Below are 22,250 nucleotides of genomic sequence, written 5' to 3'. Positions count from 1 at the left end.
CCAAAAACGGCAGGAAACCGGGGCAGAATGGCGAAAATTTAATGTGATGAAATACAATCCGGACGGTGGCCCATACGTTAACTTTGATGCTTTTACTGACCCTGTTATTTAAAGGAGTGAGGCAAAATGCAAACGACTGAATTTGCGAAAATCTGGTCCAGAATGGCTAAGGATTATAAAGTTCATATGGAGCAGCAGCTGGCTCCATCACTAACGGAAGCTCAACTTACAGTGCTGGAGGTTTTGAACGAATACGGCCGCATGAAACCGTCTCAACTAATCCCATATCTCGCCACCACACCAGCCGCGGTTACGATGCTGCTGGATCGGATGGAGCGGAATCGACTGGTCACCCGTTTCAGAGACGTAAAGGACCGTAGAATTGTATGGATTGTTATCTCGGATCAAGGGAGAGAAGAAGTAGAGCGTGGATTGCGAATCCGGGATGATTTTCTGGGTTCTGCACTAAACCGTATTTCTCAGCACAATCAAAATTTGCTGGTTTATTTGTTGGGGAAAATTACAACTAAGGCGAAAACTTCAGTAATGACACGTGAGGCTGAGGGAGTAAAGGAACAAATAGAACGAGCAGAATAACTAGAATGGTGGATGCATGAAAGTAGCTGTACGCAGCAGATTATCATTTTAAGGAAATTAGGAGTGCGCGGATGAAATACCTATCGTGGTATTCATACCGCGCCTTTTTTGTGTTGAAGTATAGGTGGTATTTGGGTGAATGTTGACATTTACATAAGAGATGATAAAATAATAGTTATAAATAAATAACATTTCGCATGCAAAAAGTTGCTAGTTTATGTATATGGATTGTGAATTGGGGATTAGAAAGAAGGATGGTTCCAGTGAGTGACAGAGAGGAAGATAGACTTGAGGTGTACCGGATTATTCAATCGATAAGAGAGGTTAACAAAACGATATTTTATGCCTTCTGGAATGAGGAGCAGCATATGGATCTGACGGCCATTCAGCATATGGCTTTGGCAATTCTAAATAAACGTCCCAACATCGGGTTATCCGAGCTGGCAGACATAGCACATGTGGGAAGCAGCTCTATGAGTGGGGTGGTTGACCGCTTGACTAAGGCGGGATATATTGCTCGCGGGCGGCATGAGCATGACCGTAGATCCTTAGTGCTGACGCTTACGCCAGAAGGAAAAGATATCATGGAAAAAGTAGACGCCATGTGGATGGAGCGCGTCTTGCCCATTCTGGACATCCCGAGGGAGCAGCTAGAGATGGTCCTGGATATCCATAAACAAATGATCATGAAATTAACACCGAAGGGAATGAATCAACTTGAGCAGTCCTCAAATGACACTACCAGGTAATGTACGCAGAGCACCCATTGTGGCCGCTCTGTTGATTGGCGCGATTGTAGCGATATTAAATCAGACGTTGATCAGTGTGGCTTTACCGAAAATGATGAGTGATCTGAATATAGATGCAAATATAGCTCAGTGGCTTAGCACGGGCTTTATGCTCGTGAATGGGGTACTGATCCCGGTGACCGCGTTCCTGATTGCCCGTTTCTCCACTCGTAAATTGTTTATTAGTGCGATGACTATTTTTTCAATAGGCACGCTGTTATGTGCTATAGCGCCAGGCTTCAGCATATTGCTGATCGGTCGGCTTATTCAGGCCGCTGGAGCAGGTATCATGATGCCATTAATGATGGTCGTTATCTTGAACATCTACCCAATAGAGCGTCGTGGCCGAGCGATGGGAACCTTGGGGATTGCGATGGGTTTTGCTCCAGCCATTGGGCCTACCTTATCCGGTTATATAGTACAGCATTATGACTGGCGGGTATTGTTCTGGATCATCCTACCGATTTCAGTAATTTCGATTGTGATCGGATTTATTTTTCTGAAAAATGTAACGGAGCAGTCCAAGCCTAAGTTGGACATTCCTGGCATCATTTTGTCTACGCTCGGTTTCGGTGGACTGTTATACGGCTTTAGTGATGCAGGAACATCAGGTTGGGGAAGTATTCCGGTCCTGTCTACGCTTATCGTGGGGACAATTTCGCTTATTTTGTTTATTATCCGCCAGCTGAAGGTAGAGGAGCCTATGCTGGAGTTCCGTATCTTTAAATACGATGTGTACAGCTTGACGACAATCATTAATGTGATTGTGACGATGGCTTTGTACGCCGGTATGATATTGCTTCCGATTTATTTGCAAAATATTCGGGGGTTTACACCGCTGCAGTCCGGTATGCTAATGTTACCGGGAGCGATTCTGATGGGGCTCATGTCTCCTGTAACGGGGGCTATTTTTGACCGAATCGGAGCACGTTGGTTGTCTGTAATTGGCTTGCTGATCATGGCTATAACAACTTGGGAATTTACACGGTTGACCGAAACAACCACCTATATGACACTGTTAATTAATTATACGGTGCGGATGTTCGGGATGTCGTTACTGATGATGCCGATCCAAACGGCAGGGTTGAATCAGCTTCCGCAACGATTGAATGCACATGGTACGGCGATGAGTAACACGCTGCGTATGATTTCCGGCTCGATTGGGACGGCAATTCTGGTGACGGTGATGTCCACACAAAGCAGCAACCGTTTGACGTCGATTGTTACATCTGAGGGACTAACCGTGACGGATAAAGCGGGGATGCTGGCTGCAGGCAATCAAGCTACAATTTATGGGATTAACTCGGCTTTTATCATTGCAACAGTGTTGAGTGTGGCCGCTCTGATTTTAGCGTTTTTTATCAAAAATACGAATGCAAAAAACGCCCATTCCCGTCAACAGCTGGTAAACAGCAAGAAGGGGCAGTCCGTGGCTTCCTCGTCATAAAAGGATGAGATGACGCATTAATTTAATTTTCTGAAAAAAAGAACCTGCAATGCATGTTTGTTCACATGCGTTACAGGTTCTTTGTGCAAATGGGGATTGAGGATGTAGATATCCAGATAGAGCAGGGCTTTTCGGTTCAAATTTCAGACGTAATCATGTTCTCATAAAGCGACCTGGGCCATTCATTCCATGGAAATTGGACAGGAGGTAGCGAATGAAATCTCATATCGTCCTTGCTAACCGGATGCGGTGCTCCAGCGAGTAAGGACCAAAGCGCCAGCTGTTGACCGGGCCGACTCAGATTACCCCCATATTTTTGGTCACCGTAGAGGGGACAGCCGATCGCCTGCATTTGCACACGAATTTGGTGTGAGCGTCCGGTGTGCAACTTAATCTGCACGAGACTGAGTCCATCTGCTTGTCCGATTACGCGATACTCCAAAATGGCTTCCTTCGCACCAGCCGTGCCAGGCCGAACCGTTTGAACCGTGTTGGTTCGACTATCCTTTAGCAGGTAATGGGTCAGACGGCCTTGCGGGGCCGTAGGAACGCCATTCAGAACGGCTGTATACAGTTTGTGAAAATGACGACTTCGAACCGACTCTGACAGGCGAGAAGCAGCTTTGGACGTCTTAGCAAAAATCATGGCTCCACCTACAGGCCGATCCAGTCTGTGAACTAAACCCAAAAAAACGTTACCAGGCTTATTGTGTCTAATTTTTAAATCTTCCTTGAGTAAAGACAACAGATCAGGATCACCACTGGCATCCTCTTGCGTTGGAACATTGACAGGCTTTACAACCGCCAAAACATGATTGTCCTCATATAGGACAGGGATGTTCGACTGTGCATGTTCATGCCAAGTAAGTTCATTTTGAGTCATAAGAGGAATTTAAGCCTCCCAGCGTCCGAGAATACCACAAGGCAAATTCAATCCCGAGCGTGTGATCGGCAATCCGATTTCACCAGCGCTAATTTGGCCGCCGTACTTTTGTTGCATTGTCATGCTCAGCATGTTGCGCAATACAGTAGGCGAAATACCTGTAGTATAGGAGTTAATGAGCATGAACAGCGGTTGATCTGAAATGATGCTCATGCAGGATTCGAGAAACGGGTATAAGCTTTCTTCAAGCTTCCAAGTTTCTCCGTTCGGTCCGCGCCCGTAAGAAGGAGGGTCCATAATAATGGCATCATAACGGTTGCCCCGACGTTGTTCTCGTTGCACGAACTTGAATACGTCGTCCGTAATGAAACGTACCGGACGGTCAGCCAGACCGGACAATTGAACGTTTTCCTTTGCCCACTGTACCATGCCTTTGGCGGCATCCACGTGAACCACACTGGCTCCAGCATACGCAGCAGCAGTAGTGGCTCCTCCCGTGTATGCAAACAGGTTCAGTACAGAAATGGGTCTGCCTGCACCTTTGATTTTATCCATCATCCAGCTCCAGTTTGCTGCTTGCTCTGGGAAAAGACCAGTATGCTTAAAGCTGGTCGGTTTAATGTGGAATTTAAGCGGTCCATAGCTAATGGTCCAGCGCTCAGGGATAGGTTTTTTCATGTCCCAATTGCCACCACCGGAGGAACTACGGTGGTAATGTCCATGAACATTACGCCACTCGGCTGTTTCCTGGGCCAAAGGCCATATGATTTGCGGATCGGGACGACGCAGGACAATATCACCCCAACGTTCTAGTTTTTCACCACCGCCTGTATCCATTACTTCATAGTCTTTCCATTCTTGTGCTACATACATGTACAATCCATCCTTCAGCAGTCAATTCAGGATTCAGGCAGCAAGCTGCACAGAAATCCCCATATGGAGTCTATTGTACAACAAACCACAGCAACAATCGAATGATTACATAAATAAGTAAGTAGTCACTTGGTCTAAAATATTTTTTCTCGGATATACTTGTAATTATAGCGCTTCCATATTAAAATGAAGCCAATCCCACTTGTACGTACAACCATCCGTTTTTTATTATAATAATGAAAATGGAATGAATTGTACGTACATAATATTTTTTTATCAACACAGCTGAAATTCTACTTCATTAAACAGGCCTCTAATTAATTTGCTTATCCATAGGTTTTCAGCCAGCAGCCGCATGTCATGCGGCTGTTTTGCGTATATTTCCCCAAGATTAAACCTAGTTTTTGAAATTAACATTTGACAATGAGAATCATTATCAAATATTATTTGAGTAACAGGGAGTGAAAGCATCCCATATTTCAAATAAAGGTGAGGGATGAACTTGGGTAAAATCATGATTACTTATGCCAGTTTGACCGGTAATACAGAGGAAATTGCGGAATTGATCGCCGAGGGCGTCCGTCAGGCAGGACATGAGGCTGAGTTGAAGGCTTCGTATGATTGCAGCGCGCAAGAACTGCTCGCATATGACGGGTTCCTGCTGGGTGTATATACATGGGGAGATGGTGAGCTTCCTGATGAATTTTTGGATTTTTACGAGGAACTAGACGAACTTGATCTGTCTGGTAAAAAGACGGCAGTATTTGGTAGTGGAGATACATCCTATACGCAATTCTGTGGTGCAGTGGACTTGGTAGAGGAAAAAGTCAAAGAACGCGGCGCATCGGTCATTCAAGAGAGTCTGAAGATTGAATTCAATCCATTGGATGATGATAAGGAGAATTGCCGAGCTTACGGAAGACAATTTGCACAGGCTGGTATTGAAGTGTCCTGAGAAGAGAGTGAGGGATAGGTATGCGCAATAGCGATAGCTTAAGCGGCTTTCCTCTTCTGCACGACTATCAGCTGGAGGAGATGTGGAGAACTCCACAGCCAATCCGTCAATCACAGAGGAAAAGAGGGCGTGAGGGCTGGAATTGGCGGCAACGGGTTCAATATGCAGTAGGGCATGCGCTCAACGAATACTTTGGAATGGAAGTAAAGGTACGGCGGGAAGTCCCTGTCCAGTATGTGCTGGAGAAATGGTGGCCCAAGCAGTCAGACAGCTTTGAATCTTTGTTCCATTATTGGGATGTCAAAAATAAAGTGTCAGGTGAGTTGTCAAAAATTTGTGGCTTAAATAATGACTTGATGATGCCTGTGATGCTGTATGAACAATTTTGTACGTCCGTGCCTGAGTTAGAGGTCAATATTTCACTTATTGTTCAGGCTGCTTGGCAACTATCAGCAGAAACAGATCCCCTGCTCATTCAAAAGTACATCGTTGACTATAATCCTAACGTTATTAGTACATTCCAACATATGACAAATGTATTTTGTTATTATGCATTTGGAGCTCTTCCTCAGCTTATTGAGGTATACTGCCTGCTGGAAGGCAAGAAGGTCCGTTTCATTCCGGGACCTGTTTCTTTACAGCAATCTCTGGATTACGTACGGCTATTACGGGATTCCAAAGAGGATGTACATGGCACGACAGAACGCTGCCGTTGCGGAGGGTGCATAGGGAAGCAAGTTTCTCAGGGAAACAGAATGAATAAGAACACGAAGGAAGGGCAGGAGGCGAAAAACTGCAAACAACGGTTAGCTGTACCTACGCCTTTCTCTTAACATTATTGTGTAACCCTTTAATTGTAAACTATCCCTTTTCGTGAAAGAGCCTTGGAAACAAGGTTCTTTTTTATGAAAAAAATTATGAAAAAACTGAAAATTTATGTTGCCTGAATAGATAAATATATCTATAATATTTCAATGTACAATAGTTATATGAAAATATTTAAATATAAAAGACGGTTTGTGGACCATGGATCAGATTGTCCTATGTACATAAAATAAGTCCTGTCTTTTGCATGGCACGTTGCCATGTGTTTATTTACGTTCTCCATTTGGTTTAATGGCCTAATATTTCAATTTTAAAATATTAGCGTTGAATAATAAAAATTTTTTGGACAACAGGGGTGGAAGAAGTGAGTAAGAAAACTGTATTGCCAATCCTCATTGTACTGCTCGTTCTGAGCGGTGGAGCTATTGGCTACTATTATTGGTATCAAGCAACACACTTTGTTAAAAGTGACGATGCGCGCATTCAAGCCGATCAATATAAGGTAATGCCGCAAATCTCCGGAGAAATAAGCCACATTGATGTGGAAGAAGGAGATGTTGTTCAGCGTAATGAACCGATTGCCGAGCAGGATGTATCGGGGCTGGATGCGAGCATGATCAGCAAGTCCGTACTGCGCGCGCCGATCAATGGAACTGTCATTAAGATTTATTCGAAAGAGCATGAAATCGGATCGCCGGGTAGTGCTGTTGCAACTATGGTGGATATGAACAGCTTGTATGTATCCACGAATATTGAAGAAAATGACATTAACCGCATTAAACCAGGACAGCTTGTTGACATTACGCTTGATGCAGCAGGGGACCAGGTGATTCAGGGTAAAGTTCGTAAAGTAGGCGAAGCCTCCAACGCCGTGTTCTCACTCGTTCCTGCAGTAAACACAAGTGGTAATTTTAACAAGGTGACTCAGCGTGTGCCTGTAGAGATTGCTGTGAACAAGCCGAAGGATCTGAAGCTTATTCCTGGAACGAACGTGGAAGTAAAAATTCATACACCTTAAAAAGGAGGGGTCCATGTGGCTGCCAATGATATTGCTGCTGCTCCTTCGACAGATTCTTCCAAAGAACGCTGGCTTGCCTTTTTCGCTATCGTTTTAGGCGCCTTTGTCGCCATTCTGAACAACAGTCTGATCAATGTCGCCATTCCTAGATTGACGACGGATTTAGGATCTACGACGACACGTATTCAGTGGGTTATTACAGGTTACACGCTTGCATCTGGTGTAATCGTACCGATTACCGGATATATGGAGCAGCGCCTCGGATACAAAAAGTTTTTGATTCTAGCGCTCAGCGTATTTTCGCTGGGAACGGGAATATGTATTTTTGCATGGAGTGATTCTTCCCTGATCGCAGCACGGGTGCTGGCTGGTCTGGGCGGTGGTGTTATTATGCCGCTGAGTATGACGATTATTTACAAAATTATGCCGCGTGAACAAATCGGTATGTCCCTTGGTATATGGGGGATCGCCGCAATGGCAGCGCCGGCTGTAGGGCCTACGCTTAGCGGATATTTGATTGAGTGGTTTAACTGGCGGTTCTTGTTTATTGTCAGTGTGCCGGTTGCTTTATTTGCAATTTTAATGGTTATTCTTCTAATCAAAGAGCCGCCTAAAGTAGAGCCGAAGCCGTTTGATCTACCGGGCTTTTTGCTGGCCGCAACTTGTGCCGGAACACTCTTGTACGCATTGACCAACGGCCAGCGTGATGGCTGGACTTCTTTTGGAATTGTATCCCTGCTGTTTATTGCTTTCTGGGCACTTGTTTTTCTGATCTATGTAGAAAGCGGCAAGGATAATGCTGTAATTGAAATCTCATTATTCAAGAATTCAAAGTATACGATTAGTGTTATTGCCTCTAGTCTGGTCATGATGGGGATGTACGGAGGAACGTTCCTAACACCGTTGTTTTTGCAAAATATCCAGCGTGTGTCACCGATTGATACTGGTATTATCCTCATTCCACAGGCCATTGCCATGGCGGCTATGATGCCTATTGCCGGGAAGCTGTTCGATAAGTTCGGAATTGTGCCTTTGGGGCTTGTGGGCCTGACGCTAACCAGCTTTATGACCTATCATCTTCACCAGCTTACGCCAGATACTTCGCATGCCTGGTTGGAAACCGTAATGGCATTACGGGGTCTGGGAATTGGTATTTGCATGATGCCATTATCCACGGTCGGTATGAATGCCGTTCATCCGAGCAAGGTAGCCAATGCATCTACAGCATCCAATCTGGTACGTACTGTAGCTGCATCTATGGCGATTGCAGTGCTAACCGCCATTATGCAAAGCCGTTCGGCTGCTCATGCCCAGCAAATTTCGGAGTCCATTACACCAGACTCGGCTCATACGCTACAAGCGACATTGGGCAGCTCATGGATGTCATCCATAAGTAGTTTAATCACACTAGATGCCACATCAAGAGGGATTGGGGATACGTTCCTCATTTCATCCATACCGCTGTTTTGCACGATTCCACTAATCTTTTTGTTTATTCAGAGGAAGAAAGCAAAGACACAGCCGGAAGCTTAATCAAGGAACTATAAAATACGACTGGATGGCTTACATTATTTCCACGGACAGAAAGAAAGGGAATTATCATGAAAATATTGAGAGTAGAAAGTACATTAGCGGCTTTAGTGCTCGGCGGCGCAGTGCTGGCAGGCTGCTCCAGTAATAGCGGGGCGGCTCAGGATATGGTCGTTCCGGTTAAAATCAGCCAAGCACAGCAGGGAATTATCGGACAGGGGAATATTTATACAGGAACGGTTACACCATCGGAGACGGTGAACATCGTGCCTAAAGTGGGCGGTAAAGTGGTTGAACTGCCTGTGGATATTGGCTCCGAGGTTAAAAAGGGTCAAGTACTGTTCAAGCTTGATGATAAGGACATGCGGAATAATGTTGCGAAAGCCCGCGCCGCAGCAGCTGCGGCAGCAGCCGGAGTAAGCACCGCTCAAGCATCCCACGAATCTACGATGGTTCAGGCAAACTCGGGCTTAGTGCAGTCCAAGAGTGGCGTGATTCAATCCCAAAGTGCAATCAATCAGGCACAGGGAGCTATTAATCAAGCCACTACAGCCGTAGAACAAGCAACACATGGTGTCTCCTCGGCAGCCAATACGGTGAAACAAACGCAGCAAGCTTTGGCAGATGCACAGAAGAATGTAACACGTACACAAAGTCTATTTGATGCAGGTGCGAGCACCCAAGCTCAATTAGAACAAGCCAAAACAGCAGTCGTGAATGCGGAAGCGGCTTACAATAATGCACAAAATGCGCAGGCTAACGCGCAAGATCAGCTGGTAGCTGCGCAGAAGGCTCTAACTACAGCTCGCAACAGCTATGATTCAGCAAAAAATAGCTACAGTAATGCAAATAGCGGTTACAGTAATGCGCAAAATCAGCTCAAAGTATCTCAAAATACTGCGGTTATCGAGTCCAGCCAACAATCTCTTAAGCAGGCTCAGCTGAATGTGAACATTGCTCAGGATGCATTGGATGACACCGTTGTTACATCACCGATCAATGGTATTGTGGGCACGAAAAATGCAGAAGTGGGCGAAATGGTATCCGCTCAGTCTCCTGCGCTGGTCATCGCTAATCTGAGTACGGTCAATATATTGATCTATGTTCCAGCGGAGCAGATCAACAATGTAAAAGCAGGTGACAAGGTACAGGTTCGTGTTGCAGCTTCCAACATTGTAACAACAGGTACAGTTAAAAATGTAAGCCCGTTGGATGCAAGTGGAAAAGGCTATCCTGTAAAAATCTCAGTAGCGAATCCAGACACGAAACTGAAATCCGGCATGTTGGCTGATATCAGCTTTGTCGCTGCCAATGCACAAGAGGGCATTGTGGTTCCTACTGCGGCAGTTCAAAAGGATCAAGGTAAAGAATATGTATATGTTGTAAACGGAGACCATGCGAAACGTAAGGAAGTGAAGACTGTTCAGACGGCAGGTTCACAAACACTCGTTACCAGTGGCTTGAGCAATGAGGAGAATGTGATCGTGAATAATCTGGCATTGCTGTCCGATAACTCACCGATTACAATTAGCCAATAATTAGGCTCTAAACTTACGTACTATATAATAGTAGAAGTTTATTATGAATATGCAAAGACAGCCTGCTTAGCGGGCTGTCTTGTTTTTATTTCATTCAGCAAATTTTACATAGGATTAATGTCGATATGGGACTATTTTTGACGAACATTGGTAGAATAGGATAGACTAAATTGGAAATAGATAGTTTACGAGATCTCAGACAAGCGATCGGAGGAATTGTAAGATGGAAGTGAAATTGGTAGTGGATTATGAAGCTTATGAGAATGGCCAAACGATGGCTAAATCTATTGAGGAACTGGCAGCCAAGCCGGAGAGCGCGCAAGTTACAGATCTCATCATTGGAGATTGGGGCGGCGCCTATGAAAGTTCACCAGAGGATTTTATCCCAGTGTTAGTGAAACTCAAAGATCAATTCCCTAAGATACGCAAACTGTTTATTGGTGATATGGAATACGATGAGTGTGAGGTTTCCTGGATTAACCAGACGAATCTGTCCCCATTGTTAGAAGCGTTTCCAGCATTGGAGTCCTTTCATATCAAAGGTAGCCAGGACCTGAGCTTGGAGCCGCTTCGTCATAACCATCTTCAAGAATTGGTTATTATCTGTGGTGGTCTGCCTGTGAGCGTTCTTGAGCAAATACGTAATGCTGAACTGCCTGAACTGCGCAAGTTGGAACTGTATTTGGGTGTCGAGAACTATGGCTTTGACGGTAGCCTGAAAGATATTTTGCCGTTTTTAGACAGCAATCCTTTTCCCAAACTTACATACTTGGGACTCAAAGATAGTGAAATACAGGATGAAATTGCAATTGCAGCAGCTAATGCTCCTGTGATTGGACAATTGGAAGTGCTGGATCTCTCACAAGGTACGTTGTCTGATAAAGGTGCAGAAGCACTACTGGCTAGTGAAAGTATAAAAGGGCTGAAGCATCTGGATTTGAGCTATCATTATATGTCTAGTGAAATGATGCAACGTTGGAAAAGCTCAGGTCTATCTGTGAACGTGGAAGATCAACAAGAAGCGGATGAGGAAGATGATTGGCGCTATCCATCACTGACTGAGTAATTTGTACAAATGGATTTCTAAAACGGACTGTTTTCAAAATTAAATTGATCTAAAGTGAGGCGGCTCTATGGTTAGGATGTCAGACTGTAATGTCAGCGAGCCGTTTATCTTGTTCGGTAATCCGGGAAATCGTCGAACTACTGGGCTGCAGGAGGCGAGAAGCAGATTAATGCTTCCGCCCGCTCTGGAGGTTTCCTATAAGAATGTGCTGGAAGCTATTCGGCAGAAACAAGGTCTGAGCGAGCTGATGTTGCGAATAGCTGCACGAGCTACGCAAGATAGCGTGAATGGCAGTTCCTTTGTGCAAGAGAGCATTGATCTGTTACTGGCGGGGCAGATGGACAGTGGCCCGCTGCTTCGCCTGGATGCACCGGGCGAAAGCTTTGAGGTAGAGCGTGAGTTGATTGCTCTGGGTGCCTCGGATGGTGAGGGAGACGATTCTCTGTTGCCATGGCCCGAATGGACACAAGGCACAGGTATATCGGCGGCAGAAGCGCGATGTCTGCAGGAGCAGCACGGTCGTATTTGGCACCCGGCACAATGGTTCCGGGGCTATTGCCGTCTGCTGGCCTGGCTACGGGATGAAGTGGCTCTGCTCTGGCCCTCGTCACACTGGATGAACGACCCGGCGGAAGTTGCCGTGATGTTCGACAAACGGCGTTGTAGCGCCGATTTAGGCAAGGCAGATATAAGGGTTCCACCAGTGCTTGCATCTTCAGGTGGTGCATTTCGTGATGTTGTCGATCTGCACACGGCAATGAAGGAGAGCGGGTTTCACCGCGTATTTGTGAAAATATTTTGTGGGTCCGGTGCTTCTGGTGTCATGGCCTATCAGGTACATCCCCACACACACGCGGAACTGGCAGTGACCACGATTGGAACGGAAATCATACACGGACAGCGCGTGTATTATAATGCCGGACGATTGCGTCGTTATACGGATAAGCAGGACATTCATGCTATCCTTAACTGGCTATGCCTGGAAGGGGTACATGTGGAGCGCTGGATTCCCAAAGCGACCTTGAATGGGCGTGTTTATGATGTGCGCCAACTCGTGTGCGGATCAGAAGCTTGCCATGCGGTTTTACGTTTGAGCCACAGCCCTATTACGAATTTGCATTTGCGTAATGAGCGGCTCTCGCTGAAGGAAGCCGGATTACCGCAGAATACGGTGGAATCGGTCCAGCTTACGGCGAAAGCCGCTATGAGTGTTTTTCCAGCCTCCATGGTTGCTGGACTGGATGTGCTGGTTCCGGCTCATGGTGGTCATCCCTATGTGTTGGATGTTAATCCGTTCGGTGATTTGCTGTACCGGGTTGAGCATCAGGGTTGGAATCCGTATGAATGGGAAATGCAGCACCTCGCTAATAGGAGCGTGGGTACGGAAAGGAAAGACAGATATGACTGATATGAATCAAATTGTCGGCTCTCATGATATTGTCATGATTACGCTTGATACTCTGCGTTATGACGTAGCAAAGCTGGAAGAAGAGAACTGTCCGAATTTGTGCGGCTCCGGGTCGTGGGAAAAGCGCCATACACCGGGTAGCTTTACCTATGCTGCACATCATGCTTTTTTTGGCGGATTTTTGCCGACTCCAGCGAATACAGATAAGACTTCACATATTCGTCTGTTCCACACCAAGGATACGGGATTGCGTACGCATTCACATACGTGGCTGTTCGATGCCCCGGATATTGTGTCCGGGCTAGAGGGTGAAGGTTATCGGACCATCTGTATCGGCGGCGTTATTTTTTTCACAAAGAAAAATAAGCTTGCCAAGGTGCTGCCTGGATATTTCCAAGAAAGCTACTGGCGTATGAACTTTGGTGTTACCAACCCCCGTTCGACGGAGAATCAGGTGAATCATGCTCTGAAACTGTTGGAAAATGCAGACCCGTCACAGCGCTTGTTTTTATTTCTGAATGTATCAGCGATCCATGGGCCTAATCATTATTTTGTGAAGGGCGCAGCCAAAGATTCAGTGGAGTCTCAACGGGCAGCCTTGCGGTATGTGGATGGTGAACTTGGACGTTTGTTTGATGCTTTGCGAAATCGGGGCAAGACGTTTTGCATGGTTTTTTCCGATCATGGTACAGCTTATGGGGAAGACGGCTATGAAGGACATCGTCTGGCGCATGAGGTAGTCTGGAATGTGCCTTACCGCGAATTTATTTTATAGAGCAAATAGAAGTATAGATTGCACTGGTAAAATATCAAGAAATCAATCCAGCGTGAGGAAGGAGCAGAAATGAAAGCCATAAATCTGAATCACTCGCATCCAGCGGATGCGCCAGCCCCGGAGATAGACACAAACTTAGCACCGTCTAGGTTTCAGTGGCCTGAAACTCCTGCTGAATGGGCAAGCACAATCCGTGAAGCTCCTTACCGCTCCTATCTGTACTCTTACCCGCATAAAACGGCCTATCGTCCGTTTGATACACCACTCTTATTACAGGAGTTGTGGGAGAAGGAGGAGTTAGAAAGCTATTTTTTGTATATGCATATTCCATTTTGCGCGGCTCGCTGTGGGTTTTGTAACCTGTTCACTTTGCCGGACAAGCGTCTGGATGTACATAAGGAGTATGTGGATGCACTAGAAAGACAAGCCAAGCAATGGGCACCCATTATGGGGCGTCGACCTTTTTCACGTTTTGCGATCGGCGGCGGTACACCGACCTTACTGGAGGCTCCTTTGGTGGAGCGCTTGTTTGACATTGCGGAAAATATTATGGGACTGGACCCTAAGCGAGCTTCTATTTCGGTGGAGACCTCTCCCGATACTGTGACTGAGGACAGGTTGGAGGTGCTCAAGCGCCGCGGGACAGATCGTGTCAGTATGGGAATTCAGAGCTTTGTGGAATCAGAAAGTGCCGCCATATACCGACCTCAGAAGCCCAAACTTGTTAGAGAAGCACTTGAGCGGCTGGTGGAATACAACTTTCCTTTGCTGAACGTAGATCTGATCTATGGCTTGCCTGGTCAAACGGTGGAAACCTGGCTGTATTCTTTAGAGGAAGCCCTGTCTTACTCGCCAGGAGAAATATTTCTTTATCCGTTATATATTCGAGAAAATACGATTTTAAAGCCAGGCTATACCGGGCTGGATCATGATATTCGCCTTAGCTTGTATGAAGTGGCGCGCGAACGGCTCAAACAAGCAGGATATGTACAATACTCCATGCGCCGTTTTGCAAAAAATGATGGTATATCCAGCAAAGAGCTTTTGCCCTACAGTTGCCAGGAGGAAGGTATGGCTGGTCTGGGGTGTGGTGCACGCTCCTATACACGCAATGTCCACTATGCCAGCCGTTATGGGGTTAGTGCAGCAGCTACCCGTAGCATTATCGCAGATTATGTTGCTGCGGAACGTCATGATCTGGCTGACTACGGCTTTATTTTAAATGTGGATGAGAGTAAGCGACGCTTTATCTTAAAAGCGCTTCTTCATCGGGAAGGTTTGGAGCTATCAGCCTATGCAGAGCGCTTCGGTGTATCCCTGTCGGACGATTTTACAGGAATGTCGTTGCTGTTGGAATCCGGTATGGCTGTCGTCGAGGAGGGTACGCTGCGACTTACAGAGGAAGGAATGGCCTATTCCGATGCGATTGGGGACTGGATGATCTCCACATCAGTACGTGAGCGCATGGAAGGATATGTAGGCGCATGAGAGCGACCTTATATTATCGTGGTTCGTTGACCTCGTGTAACTATGCTTGCCCTTATTGCCCGTTCAGTAAAAACGTTGATAGTCGGGAAACGTTGAACAAGGATCGGGTCCAGTTGGAACGTTTTGCTGATTGGGTACGGGAACAGGGCGTTTTGGGGCATCGTCTCTCTATTTTTTTTAATCCGTATGGAGAAGCCTTGATTCATTCCTGGTATCGCAAGACCATGATTGAGTTTTCCCACATGGCGCATGTGGAAAAAGTGGCGGTACAGACGAATCTCTCGACGAAGCTGGATTGGACGAAAGAACTGAACGCGGAGACTGCTGCGCTGTGGGCTACATATCACCCTGGAGAGACGAAAGAGCAAGTTTTTATATCGCAGGCTATGAAGCTATATGAACTTGGTATTTCCTATAGTGTCGGTACCGTCGGGTTAAGACAAGCCTTCCCAGCTATTCGTTCCTTAAGATCGCAACTTCCAAGGGATGTTTATTTGTGGGTCAACGCCTACAAGGATCGACCCCATTATTATACAGATGCTGAAGTCACTGAATTAACTGCGATCGACCCCTATTTTCAATGGAATTTAAAGGATTATAGCAGTCAGGGACGGGCATGTCGCGCCGGTGAAGATGTATTTTATGTCCAGGGTGACGGAAGAGTAAAACACTGCTATCAGGATCGACGGGTGCTTGGACACTTATATAGGGATGGTCTTGAGGGTCTGAGTGGCAAACGTCCGTGCCGGATGAGAGAATGCGGCTGCTATATCGGCTATATTCATATGGAAGAGCAGCCGTTTCGGGAAATGTACGGTAGTAGCTTACTCGAAAGAGTGCCGCAAGTACAGGTATCTCCGGTTCCATCATTTAGCAGACAGGCTATTCATAGAGATAATGAATCCATATAGCAAGGGGTGTCCACTTCTAAATGTAATACTACAGCACCTTGATCTATTAGAGAAACGATCAACAAATGAACCGACCCTTGCCATCAAGCAAAGGTCGGTTCATTTGTTTTATAATAACTCTATACGACTGTTCTATGCGAAATAATCAAGTTTGGACAATAGCAGTAATTTCTTCATCCAGATCCAATCTGATTTGTTCGCGATAGGCACGAATATTGTATTCGGAATATAGGTATCTCAGAATGGCTTCTATCATATTGGCTTCCACCAGATATTGACTGCGGCCCTGTACATGGACTTCTGCTGAATAACCTGTATCCTCTTCCCAGCTTAGTTCTACTGTCACATCCGTGGGCTGGACACCTTTACGTTCAGCCATATGCAAGCAAATAGCGTTGACAATCTCATCCATACTCAAAATCATAGCTTAGTAACGTCCTCCGCGGGAATCATCTGGTCTGCGACGATTTTTAATAGCACGGTAGATACCTACTCCGACAGTGATCAGGACGTAAATGGCCAGAACGTTAACGGCAAGGCCAAGCAAGCTGCCCAATGCGCCCATGTTGCCGAACAATCCGCCGAAGAGCATACCTGCCAAACCGCCCAGCATCATACCTTTCAGAAATCCGCCGCCACCGCCAAGGAATCCACCGGTTCTGCTTGTATTACCAGCAGTTGCCCCTGACTTGGCTCCGCTATCTGACTTATTAATTCCATTGCTGTCATTCGCCTTGCTTGGTGTAGATTGGTATGATTTAGGTCCGGATTTAAACCCGCCGCCTCGCCTTGCGTCAGCTGTAGATGGTGCGATCATAGCAATGAGTAGGGTAAAAGCCATCATCAGCATCATCATATTTTTCAAAGTGAATGTTTTTTTCATGTAAATATAATCCCCCTTAGTAAATTTGTTTATAGGTCAAACAACCGCTTACCAGTAATACGAATGGCATGGAAAAGGGTTTCAAAGAATTTTAATTTTTAAAAAATTAAATAATAACGTCCCATAAATCCTATGCATGGATTGGCTAAAACATTCAGCTTTGCGGCTTAAGTGAAAACGGATTAGTGTCAGCACTGACATCACCGGCAAGCAGCATACGCAGAACCATTTGGCACCATTCCAGACCTGCTTTAGCATTCAAAAGTCCTTTTTGTACTAAAATATAGTCACCAAAGTTCTTACTGCCAAAATGTAAATTCTCTGCAGGAATATCGTTCAGGATATCCTCAAGATGGTGGATTTTCTGAATAAAATGACGTTTGCGTTCCTCCAGCATACGATTGGCACTACTTTTGTCCGTTAACCAAAGACAGAACAGTCGAAGACTTAATTCATCCCGTGTAACCGGAGCAGCTAACGCTTCCTGGGACCATTGCTGAAGCATATGGATTCCCTTGTCGGTAATGGTATACATTTTCTTATCAGGCTTGTCGGACTGCTGAATCCAACGGGAGGCTAGCAGTTCCTTGCTCTCCATACGGGCCAGTAGCGGATAGATCTGACTGTGCTTGGCCTGCCAAAAAGGCTGGATACGCAACATCAGATCATAGCCGGAGGATTCCTCTCTTGCGAGAAGCCCCAACAGACCATACGATAGTAAATTCATAGATCTTATCTCCTTCATCCATCATAGTAACGGTTGTAACAGCACTGCGGCAGCTATTCTGCAGCTTCATGAAAAGTGTACACTGAAACTGTATGGTTTGACAACTTTCAGTCAGGTCGTTCACAGGTTAGCCAAAATTGACTCTTGTCATTCTCCACGTATATGTGCTTTTTTTCATAAAAAAGGGTAGTTTAAGCTCGTATGTACGAGCTTAAACTACCCTGGTAACCTTCTGCCGAAGCGTATCCTATTTACTGTTCATTTCCATCAACGAGAAGTGTTAACGCTCCTGTATCTGGATGAATAACCATGCCGTGAACGGGGGCATTAGGAGGGAGAAGCGGGTGATTTTTAATAAGCTTCACGGTAGTTCTTACCCCTTCTTCAATGTTGTCAAAACCTTTTAACCATTTATTTAGCTTAATTCCTGAATTTTCTAATGTATTCAGCACTTCCTGAGAAATTCCGCGATCGAGCATTTCATTGACCATGTGGTCTGCATTTAATGCAGCCATGCCGCACTCATAATGACCTACAACGACGACTTCGTCTGCTCCCAGCTCATACAGGGCGACTAGCACACTGCGCATTACACTTCCAAAGGGCTGTGAAATAATAGCACCCGCATTTTTGATGATTTTCACATCACCGTTGCGCAGGTTCATGGCTTTCGGGAGTAACTCCGTTAGCCGTGTATCCATACAAGTGATAATGACCATTTTTTTATTGGGGAACTTGCCCGTTCTATAGGCCTCGTATTCTTTGTTTTCTACGAAAACACGATTGTACTCTAAAATTTCTTTGATGTGATTCACGATTGTTCCCTCCAGATTCTATTAAAGTTTGATATGTACAGCCCAACGTTTATTTTAGGTCTTAGGAGCTGGTCGTACATGTTGTGTGTTGATTATACTTTTTAATATAAGTATCATCAAGTATAGGTATTGTAAAGTTTTATCCATTTTAAGTTAAAGAGGTGACCTCAAATATGGCGCAACAGACGTTGGATCAATTGACGGCTTTAAAGGAGCTTTCACACAAAATCAGTAGTTATGGCGAAGCAGTAGGTCTGCTGCACTGGGATTTACGAACTGGTGCTCCGCGCAAGGGTGTTGACATTCGGTCGGAGACGTTGGGTATGCTGTCCACTGAAATGTTCAAGCTGATGATCTCGGATGAAATGGGACAATTGCTGCAATTTTTTGCCACAGTAGATAAGCTGGAGCAACTGGAAGACAATGATCGCAGATTGGTGGAGGAATGCCGTAAAAATTATGACCTGAATCGTTCGGTTCCGGCAGACCGATACCGGGATTATAGCATTCTCGCAGCGCAGGCAGAGAGCAAGTGGGAGGACGCAAAGGAACATAGCGATTTTGTCGGATTTGAACCCTACTTGTCTAAAATCGTAGACATGAAGCGTGAATTTATCGGCTACTGGGGGATTAAGGATACAGAGTATGACACGCTTTTGGATCAATATGAGCCGGGGATGACGGTTGAAAAACTGGATGCTGTGTTTGATCGTCTCAAAAAGCGCCTTGTGCCACTATTGTCTAAAATTCAGGCTTCACCGAACCAGCCGGATAAGAGCTTTTTAGATGGTGTGTTTGATGTGAAGCAGCAGGAGAAGTTCAGCCTGTTCATATTAGGTCAGATGGGGTATGACTTTGACGCAGGTCGCTTGGATGAGAGCGTACATCCTTTCGCAACAGGATTAAATCCAGGTGATGTGCGTATAACAACACATTATCTGCAAGATGATGTAACTAGTGCTATTTTCAGCTCGTTGCATGAAGGAGGCCATGCGCTGTACGAACAAAATATTGCTCCTGAGCTAGCAGGATCACTACTGTCGGGAGGAACCTCTATGGGGATTCATGAATCCCAGTCCCGCTTGTGGGAAAATAAAATCGGACGCAGTCGTGCTTTCTGGGATCGGTATTACGATGATTTGCAAAAGCATTTTCCTGATCGCTTGGCAAAGGTTACGGCAGATCAATTCTATCGGGCAGTCAACCGTGTGGAAAATTCACTGATTCGTATTGAAGCGGATGAGCTAACATATAATTTACATATCATTATCCGTTATGAAATTGAAAAAATGTTGTTTAATGAAAAGCTGGATGTGAAGCGTCTCCCTGAGGTGTGGAATGCGAAATATAAGGAATACCTAGGGTTACTTCCACCGAATGATGGACTGGGCGTACTTCAAGACGTTCACTGGTCCGGTGGTGATTTTGGCTATTTTGCTTCCTACTCGCTTGGCAATATGTATGCAGCACAAATTTTGGCGACATTACGCAAAGAGTTACCAAAACTAGATGAATTAATCGCTGCTGGAGAACTTGAGCCGATCAAGCAATGGCTGACCGAACGTATTTACCGTTACGGCAAGAGCCGGACGCCTTCCGAGTTGATTGTAGCCATTACAGGTGAAGATCTGAACCCGGATTATCTCGCCGACTACCTGGAAGAGAAATATACCTCCATATACAAGCTGTAAATCATATGCCATCTTCCCCACGTTCCCGGGCGAACGTGGTTTTTTTTTTTGTGCAATTAACCAATATATCGACAACCGCATAACAATATATGAAGTCAACGGATGTAAAAAGGTGGGGAGGGAATAAGGATGAAAAACGGCGCTCGTTTCAAAGCTGTGGTGGCTGCGGCACTACTCGGATTACTGTTGCTCAGTGGGTGCACCCCCAAAGGGGGGGAGCAGACAATTGAGATCAGACTAGGCGAGGTAGCCCGTACGGTCTTTTATGCGCCGCAGTATGTAGCCTTGAGCCAGGGAATGTTTGCTCAGGAGGGACTGGATGTCCAATTGGCAACGATTCCCGGGGGGGACAAGGCGATGACGGCGTTGTTGTCCAACCAGGCGGATATCGCGCTCATCGGCGCGGAAACATCTATTTATGTGTATCAGCAAGGAGCAGAGGACCCTATCATTAATTTTGCCCAACTGACACAGAAGGATGGAACCTTTTTGTTTGCCCGTCAAACGCAAGATAACTTTGCATGGGAAAAGCTGAAAGAACAAAATTTTTTGGGGCAACGCAAGGGCGGAATGCCGCAAATGTCACTTGAATTTACGCTTCGCAAACACGGCATTGATCCTCATAAGGATCTGAAGCTGATTCAAAATATTGATTTTGCTAATGTTGCCTCTGCTTTCGGCTCGGGTACAGGGGATTATGTACAGCTATTTGAGCCACAGGCATCTATTTTTGAAAAGGCAGGTCGTGGGCGGGTAGTTGCCTCTATCGGTGTGGAGAGCGGCGAATTGCCGTATACGGTATATATGGCTAAGCAAAGCTACCTGAAGGCAAATAGCGAGGCTGCACAGAAATTTACAAATGCTGTATATCGGGCACAACAGTGGATTGCTACGCATTCACCTGAACAGATTGCCGAAGCAATCACGCCCTATTTTAAAGATACAGATTTAGCTATTTTGACGAGTAGTATCAAGCGATATAAGGAACAGAGCACCTATGCTTTGAACCCGATGATTGAGGAAAAGGAATGGAAGAACTTACAGGATGTCATGACCTCGGCAGGGGAGCTTAAAAGTCCAGTTGCACTGGATAAGCTAGTGAACCCAAGTTTTGCACAACAAGCGATTTCGTCAAATTCTACCGGAAATACTGAACCGCCTGTGAAAAAGAGCACAACTGAATCTACGGATGCAGGTGTCGATGCTGGAGGTTCGTCATGATGGAGGAACGGAGTGATCTAACTTCGGACGCGACAAGACCGATGGTGAGACTGGAGCAAGTGACGCATGTCTATGTAACGGATCGTGAAGCTTCGCTGGCGGTTGAGAATATTGATTTTTCCGTAGAGACAGGGGAGTTTGTCAGCTTGGTCGGCCCAAGCGGCTGCGGCAAAACGACGATCCTGTCCATGATCGCAGGGCTACTGCGTCCAGCGGCAGGCCTAGTCATGTTGCAAGGTCAGCCGGTAAGTGGGCCGAGTCCAGAAGTTGGTTACATGCTGCAGCAGGATTATCTGTTCCCGTGGCGGACGATCATGGAGAACGCATTGTTGGGTCTGGAACTAGCCAACAGAGTAGATGAAGCTGCACGTGAGCAGACAAGGCTGTTACTGGAAGGCATGGGTCTGGGAGGGAAGGAGCATCTGCATCCATCCCAGTTGTCTGGGGGAATGCGCCAGCGCGTGGCGCTGGTACGGACGCTGGCGACCAATCCGGGATTGCTGCTGCTGGATGAGCCGTTCTCCGCGCTGGATTATCAAACCAAGCTACAGCTGGAAGATCTGATTGCGGAAACCTTGCGCGAGCGGAGGAAGACGGCTATTTTAGTCACACATGATTTGGCCGAAGCCATTGCGGTCAGTGACCGGATTATAGTGATGGGTCGAAATCCTGGTCATGTCCGACGTACCTTCGAAATTCCGGGTTGCATCCGAGAAGCTCAGCCTTTTTATGCACGCGAGCAGCCGGGTTTTAATGAGCTTTTTCATGAAATATGGGGTGAACTGGAGGCTTCGGGAGCAAAGGAGTGAGT

General features: G+C 46.0%; 22 protein-coding genes. 16 read left to right on the top strand and 6 right to left on the bottom strand.

Features of this window, described 5'->3' with window-relative positions; translation table 11 throughout:
• The first annotated feature begins 126 nt into the window (after positions 1-126).
• The 3 genes from NSS94_RS13725 to NSS94_RS13715 all read left to right on the top strand — a co-directional run bounded on the left by NSS94_RS13725 (position 127) and on the right by NSS94_RS13715 (position 2,832).
• The gene (locus tag NSS94_RS13725) at positions 127-597 is read left to right on the top strand and encodes a MarR family winged helix-turn-helix transcriptional regulator (RefSeq protein WP_341039458.1); all 471 of its coding nucleotides are present in this window, start codon (positions 127-129) and stop codon (positions 595-597) included.
• Positions 598-860: 263 nt separating this feature from the next.
• Positions 861-1,346, top strand: coding sequence for a MarR family winged helix-turn-helix transcriptional regulator (locus tag NSS94_RS13720; RefSeq protein ID WP_341039457.1), 486 nt, complete (start codon positions 861-863; stop codon positions 1,344-1,346).
• Positions 1,330-2,832 (top strand): DHA2 family efflux MFS transporter permease subunit, encoded by a 1,503-nt coding sequence (locus NSS94_RS13715; protein ID WP_341039456.1) that lies wholly within the window; start codon positions 1,330-1,332, stop codon positions 2,830-2,832. Before NSS94_RS13720 ends, NSS94_RS13715 begins: the two co-directional genes overlap by 17 nt.
• A gap of 136 nt (positions 2,833-2,968) precedes the next feature.
• On the opposite strand, the gene NSS94_RS13710 is transcribed toward NSS94_RS13715, so the two are convergent.
• Together NSS94_RS13710 and NSS94_RS13705 are read right to left on the bottom strand one after the other, a co-directional pair.
• On the bottom strand, positions 2,969-3,715 hold the full coding sequence (locus NSS94_RS13710; protein WP_341039455.1) for an RluA family pseudouridine synthase: 747 nt from the start codon (positions 3,713-3,715) through the stop codon (positions 2,969-2,971).
• A gap of 9 nt (positions 3,716-3,724) precedes the next feature.
• Entirely contained in the window at positions 3,725-4,588 is an 864-nt protein-coding gene (locus NSS94_RS13705; protein ID WP_028540694.1) for a class I SAM-dependent methyltransferase, read from the bottom strand.
• A gap of 496 nt (positions 4,589-5,084) precedes the next feature.
• Here NSS94_RS13705 and NSS94_RS13700 point away from each other — a divergent pair, with 496 nt between their 5' ends.
• The 10 genes from NSS94_RS13700 (at position 5,085) to NSS94_RS13655 (ending at position 16,102) form a co-directional block, all read left to right on the top strand.
• Positions 5,085-5,543 (top strand): flavodoxin, encoded by a 459-nt coding sequence (locus tag NSS94_RS13700; protein ID WP_039271202.1) that lies wholly within the window; start codon positions 5,085-5,087, stop codon positions 5,541-5,543.
• Positions 5,544-5,563: 20 nt separating this feature from the next.
• Positions 5,564-6,376: a hypothetical protein gene (locus NSS94_RS13695; protein WP_341039454.1), complete on the top strand. Its 813-nt coding sequence runs from the start codon at positions 5,564-5,566 to the stop codon at positions 6,374-6,376.
• Between the two features lie 356 nt (positions 6,377-6,732).
• Positions 6,733-7,386, top strand: coding sequence for an HlyD family secretion protein (locus NSS94_RS13690; RefSeq protein WP_069010635.1), 654 nt, complete (start codon positions 6,733-6,735; stop codon positions 7,384-7,386).
• Between the two features lie 15 nt (positions 7,387-7,401).
• Entirely contained in the window at positions 7,402-8,919 is a 1,518-nt protein-coding gene (locus NSS94_RS13685; RefSeq protein ID WP_061831583.1) for a DHA2 family efflux MFS transporter permease subunit, read from the top strand.
• Positions 8,920-8,987: 68 nt separating this feature from the next.
• Positions 8,988-10,454, top strand: a complete 1,467-nt coding sequence (locus NSS94_RS13680; RefSeq protein WP_341039453.1) for an efflux RND transporter periplasmic adaptor subunit — start codon at positions 8,988-8,990, stop codon at positions 10,452-10,454.
• Between the two features lie 223 nt (positions 10,455-10,677).
• Entirely contained in the window at positions 10,678-11,520 is an 843-nt protein-coding gene (locus NSS94_RS13675) for an STM4015 family protein (RefSeq protein WP_341039452.1), read from the top strand.
• A 67-nt stretch (positions 11,521-11,587) separates the two neighbouring features.
• Positions 11,588-12,928: an STM4014 family protein gene (locus NSS94_RS13670; RefSeq protein ID WP_341039451.1), complete on the top strand. Its 1,341-nt coding sequence runs from the start codon at positions 11,588-11,590 to the stop codon at positions 12,926-12,928.
• Positions 12,921-13,703 carry an STM4013/SEN3800 family hydrolase gene (locus tag NSS94_RS13665; RefSeq protein ID WP_069010631.1) on the top strand — a complete coding sequence of 261 codons (783 nt, stop codon included), beginning with the start codon at positions 12,921-12,923 and terminating at the stop codon, positions 13,701-13,703. The genes NSS94_RS13670 and NSS94_RS13665 overlap by 8 nt, the downstream gene beginning before the upstream one ends.
• 69 nt (positions 13,704-13,772) lie before the next feature.
• Positions 13,773-15,191 (top strand): STM4012 family radical SAM protein, encoded by a 1,419-nt coding sequence (locus tag NSS94_RS13660; RefSeq protein ID WP_165146812.1) that lies wholly within the window; start codon positions 13,773-13,775, stop codon positions 15,189-15,191.
• Positions 15,188-16,102, top strand: coding sequence for an STM4011 family radical SAM protein (locus NSS94_RS13655; protein ID WP_341039450.1), 915 nt, complete (start codon positions 15,188-15,190; stop codon positions 16,100-16,102). The genes NSS94_RS13660 and NSS94_RS13655 overlap by 4 nt, the downstream gene beginning before the upstream one ends.
• Before the next feature lie 145 nt (positions 16,103-16,247).
• On the opposite strand, the gene NSS94_RS13650 is transcribed toward NSS94_RS13655, so the two are convergent.
• The 4 genes from NSS94_RS13650 to NSS94_RS13635 all read right to left on the bottom strand — a co-directional run bounded on the left by NSS94_RS13650 (position 16,248) and on the right by NSS94_RS13635 (position 18,527).
• Positions 16,248-16,526, bottom strand: a complete 279-nt coding sequence (locus NSS94_RS13650; RefSeq protein ID WP_013310599.1) for a YxcD family protein — start codon at positions 16,524-16,526, stop codon at positions 16,248-16,250.
• Between the two features lie 3 nt (positions 16,527-16,529).
• On the bottom strand, positions 16,530-16,985 hold the full coding sequence (locus NSS94_RS13645; protein WP_341039449.1) for a hypothetical protein: 456 nt from the start codon (positions 16,983-16,985) through the stop codon (positions 16,530-16,532).
• A gap of 154 nt (positions 16,986-17,139) precedes the next feature.
• Positions 17,140-17,712 carry a PadR family transcriptional regulator gene (locus NSS94_RS13640; protein ID WP_341039448.1) on the bottom strand — a complete coding sequence of 191 codons (573 nt, stop codon included), beginning with the start codon at positions 17,710-17,712 and terminating at the stop codon, positions 17,140-17,142.
• A 251-nt stretch (positions 17,713-17,963) separates the two neighbouring features.
• On the bottom strand, positions 17,964-18,527 hold the full coding sequence (locus NSS94_RS13635) for a beta-class carbonic anhydrase (protein ID WP_029518130.1): 564 nt from the start codon (positions 18,525-18,527) through the stop codon (positions 17,964-17,966).
• A 173-nt stretch (positions 18,528-18,700) separates the two neighbouring features.
• Here NSS94_RS13635 and NSS94_RS13630 point away from each other — a divergent pair, with 173 nt between their 5' ends.
• The 3 genes from NSS94_RS13630 (at position 18,701) to NSS94_RS13620 (ending at position 22,248) form a co-directional block, all read left to right on the top strand.
• Entirely contained in the window at positions 18,701-20,218 is a 1,518-nt protein-coding gene (locus NSS94_RS13630; protein WP_341039447.1) for a carboxypeptidase M32, read from the top strand.
• A 129-nt stretch (positions 20,219-20,347) separates the two neighbouring features.
• A complete protein-coding gene (locus NSS94_RS13625; RefSeq protein WP_029518128.1) occupies positions 20,348-21,439 on the top strand; it encodes an ABC transporter substrate-binding protein in 1,092 nt (363 codons plus the stop codon).
• Positions 21,436-22,248, top strand: a complete 813-nt coding sequence (locus tag NSS94_RS13620) for an ABC transporter ATP-binding protein (protein WP_069010621.1) — start codon at positions 21,436-21,438, stop codon at positions 22,246-22,248. The genes NSS94_RS13625 and NSS94_RS13620 overlap by 4 nt, the downstream gene beginning before the upstream one ends.
• Positions 22,249-22,250 lie beyond the last annotated feature (2 nt).

Origin of the sequence: Paenibacillus sp. FSL L8-0644 (assembly GCF_038008165.1) — a bacterium.
GTDB classification, from domain to species: Bacteria; Bacillota; Bacilli; order Paenibacillales; family Paenibacillaceae; genus Paenibacillus; species Paenibacillus polymyxa_D.
This window is presented reverse-complemented; position numbering and strand designations above follow the sequence as displayed.

Bases quoted from the DNA above. Each gene is read 5' to 3' on its own strand.
- NSS94_RS13725 (WP_341039458.1), top strand. From the start codon at position 127: ATGCAAACGACTGAATTTGCGAAAATCTGGTCCAGAATGGCTAAGGAT.
- NSS94_RS13715 (WP_341039456.1), top strand. From the start codon at position 1,330: ATGACACTACCAGGTAATGTACGCAGAGCACCCATTGTGGCCGCTCTG.
- NSS94_RS13710 (WP_341039455.1), bottom strand. From the start codon at position 3,715: ATGACTCAAAATGAACTTACTTGGCATGAACATGCACAGTCGAACATC.
- NSS94_RS13705 (WP_028540694.1), bottom strand. From the start codon at position 4,588: ATGTATGTAGCACAAGAATGGAAAGACTATGAAGTAATGGATACAGGC.
- NSS94_RS13700 (WP_039271202.1), top strand. From the start codon at position 5,085: ATGAACTTGGGTAAAATCATGATTACTTATGCCAGTTTGACCGGTAAT.
- NSS94_RS13695 (WP_341039454.1), top strand. From the start codon at position 5,564: ATGCGCAATAGCGATAGCTTAAGCGGCTTTCCTCTTCTGCACGACTAT.
- NSS94_RS13680 (WP_341039453.1), top strand. From the start codon at position 8,988: ATGAAAATATTGAGAGTAGAAAGTACATTAGCGGCTTTAGTGCTCGGC.
- NSS94_RS13675 (WP_341039452.1), top strand. From the start codon at position 10,678: ATGGAAGTGAAATTGGTAGTGGATTATGAAGCTTATGAGAATGGCCAA.
- NSS94_RS13670 (WP_341039451.1), top strand. From the start codon at position 11,588: ATGGTTAGGATGTCAGACTGTAATGTCAGCGAGCCGTTTATCTTGTTC.
- NSS94_RS13665 (WP_069010631.1), top strand. From the start codon at position 12,921: ATGACTGATATGAATCAAATTGTCGGCTCTCATGATATTGTCATGATT.
- NSS94_RS13660 (WP_165146812.1), top strand. From the start codon at position 13,773: ATGAAAGCCATAAATCTGAATCACTCGCATCCAGCGGATGCGCCAGCC.
- NSS94_RS13655 (WP_341039450.1), top strand. From the start codon at position 15,188: ATGAGAGCGACCTTATATTATCGTGGTTCGTTGACCTCGTGTAACTAT.
- NSS94_RS13650 (WP_013310599.1), bottom strand. From the start codon at position 16,526: ATGATTTTGAGTATGGATGAGATTGTCAACGCTATTTGCTTGCATATG.
- NSS94_RS13645 (WP_341039449.1), bottom strand. From the start codon at position 16,985: ATGAAAAAAACATTCACTTTGAAAAATATGATGATGCTGATGATGGCT.
- NSS94_RS13640 (WP_341039448.1), bottom strand. From the start codon at position 17,712: ATGAATTTACTATCGTATGGTCTGTTGGGGCTTCTCGCAAGAGAGGAA.
- NSS94_RS13630 (WP_341039447.1), top strand. From the start codon at position 18,701: ATGGCGCAACAGACGTTGGATCAATTGACGGCTTTAAAGGAGCTTTCA.
- NSS94_RS13625 (WP_029518128.1), top strand. From the start codon at position 20,348: ATGAAAAACGGCGCTCGTTTCAAAGCTGTGGTGGCTGCGGCACTACTC.
- NSS94_RS13620 (WP_069010621.1), top strand. From the start codon at position 21,436: ATGATGGAGGAACGGAGTGATCTAACTTCGGACGCGACAAGACCGATG.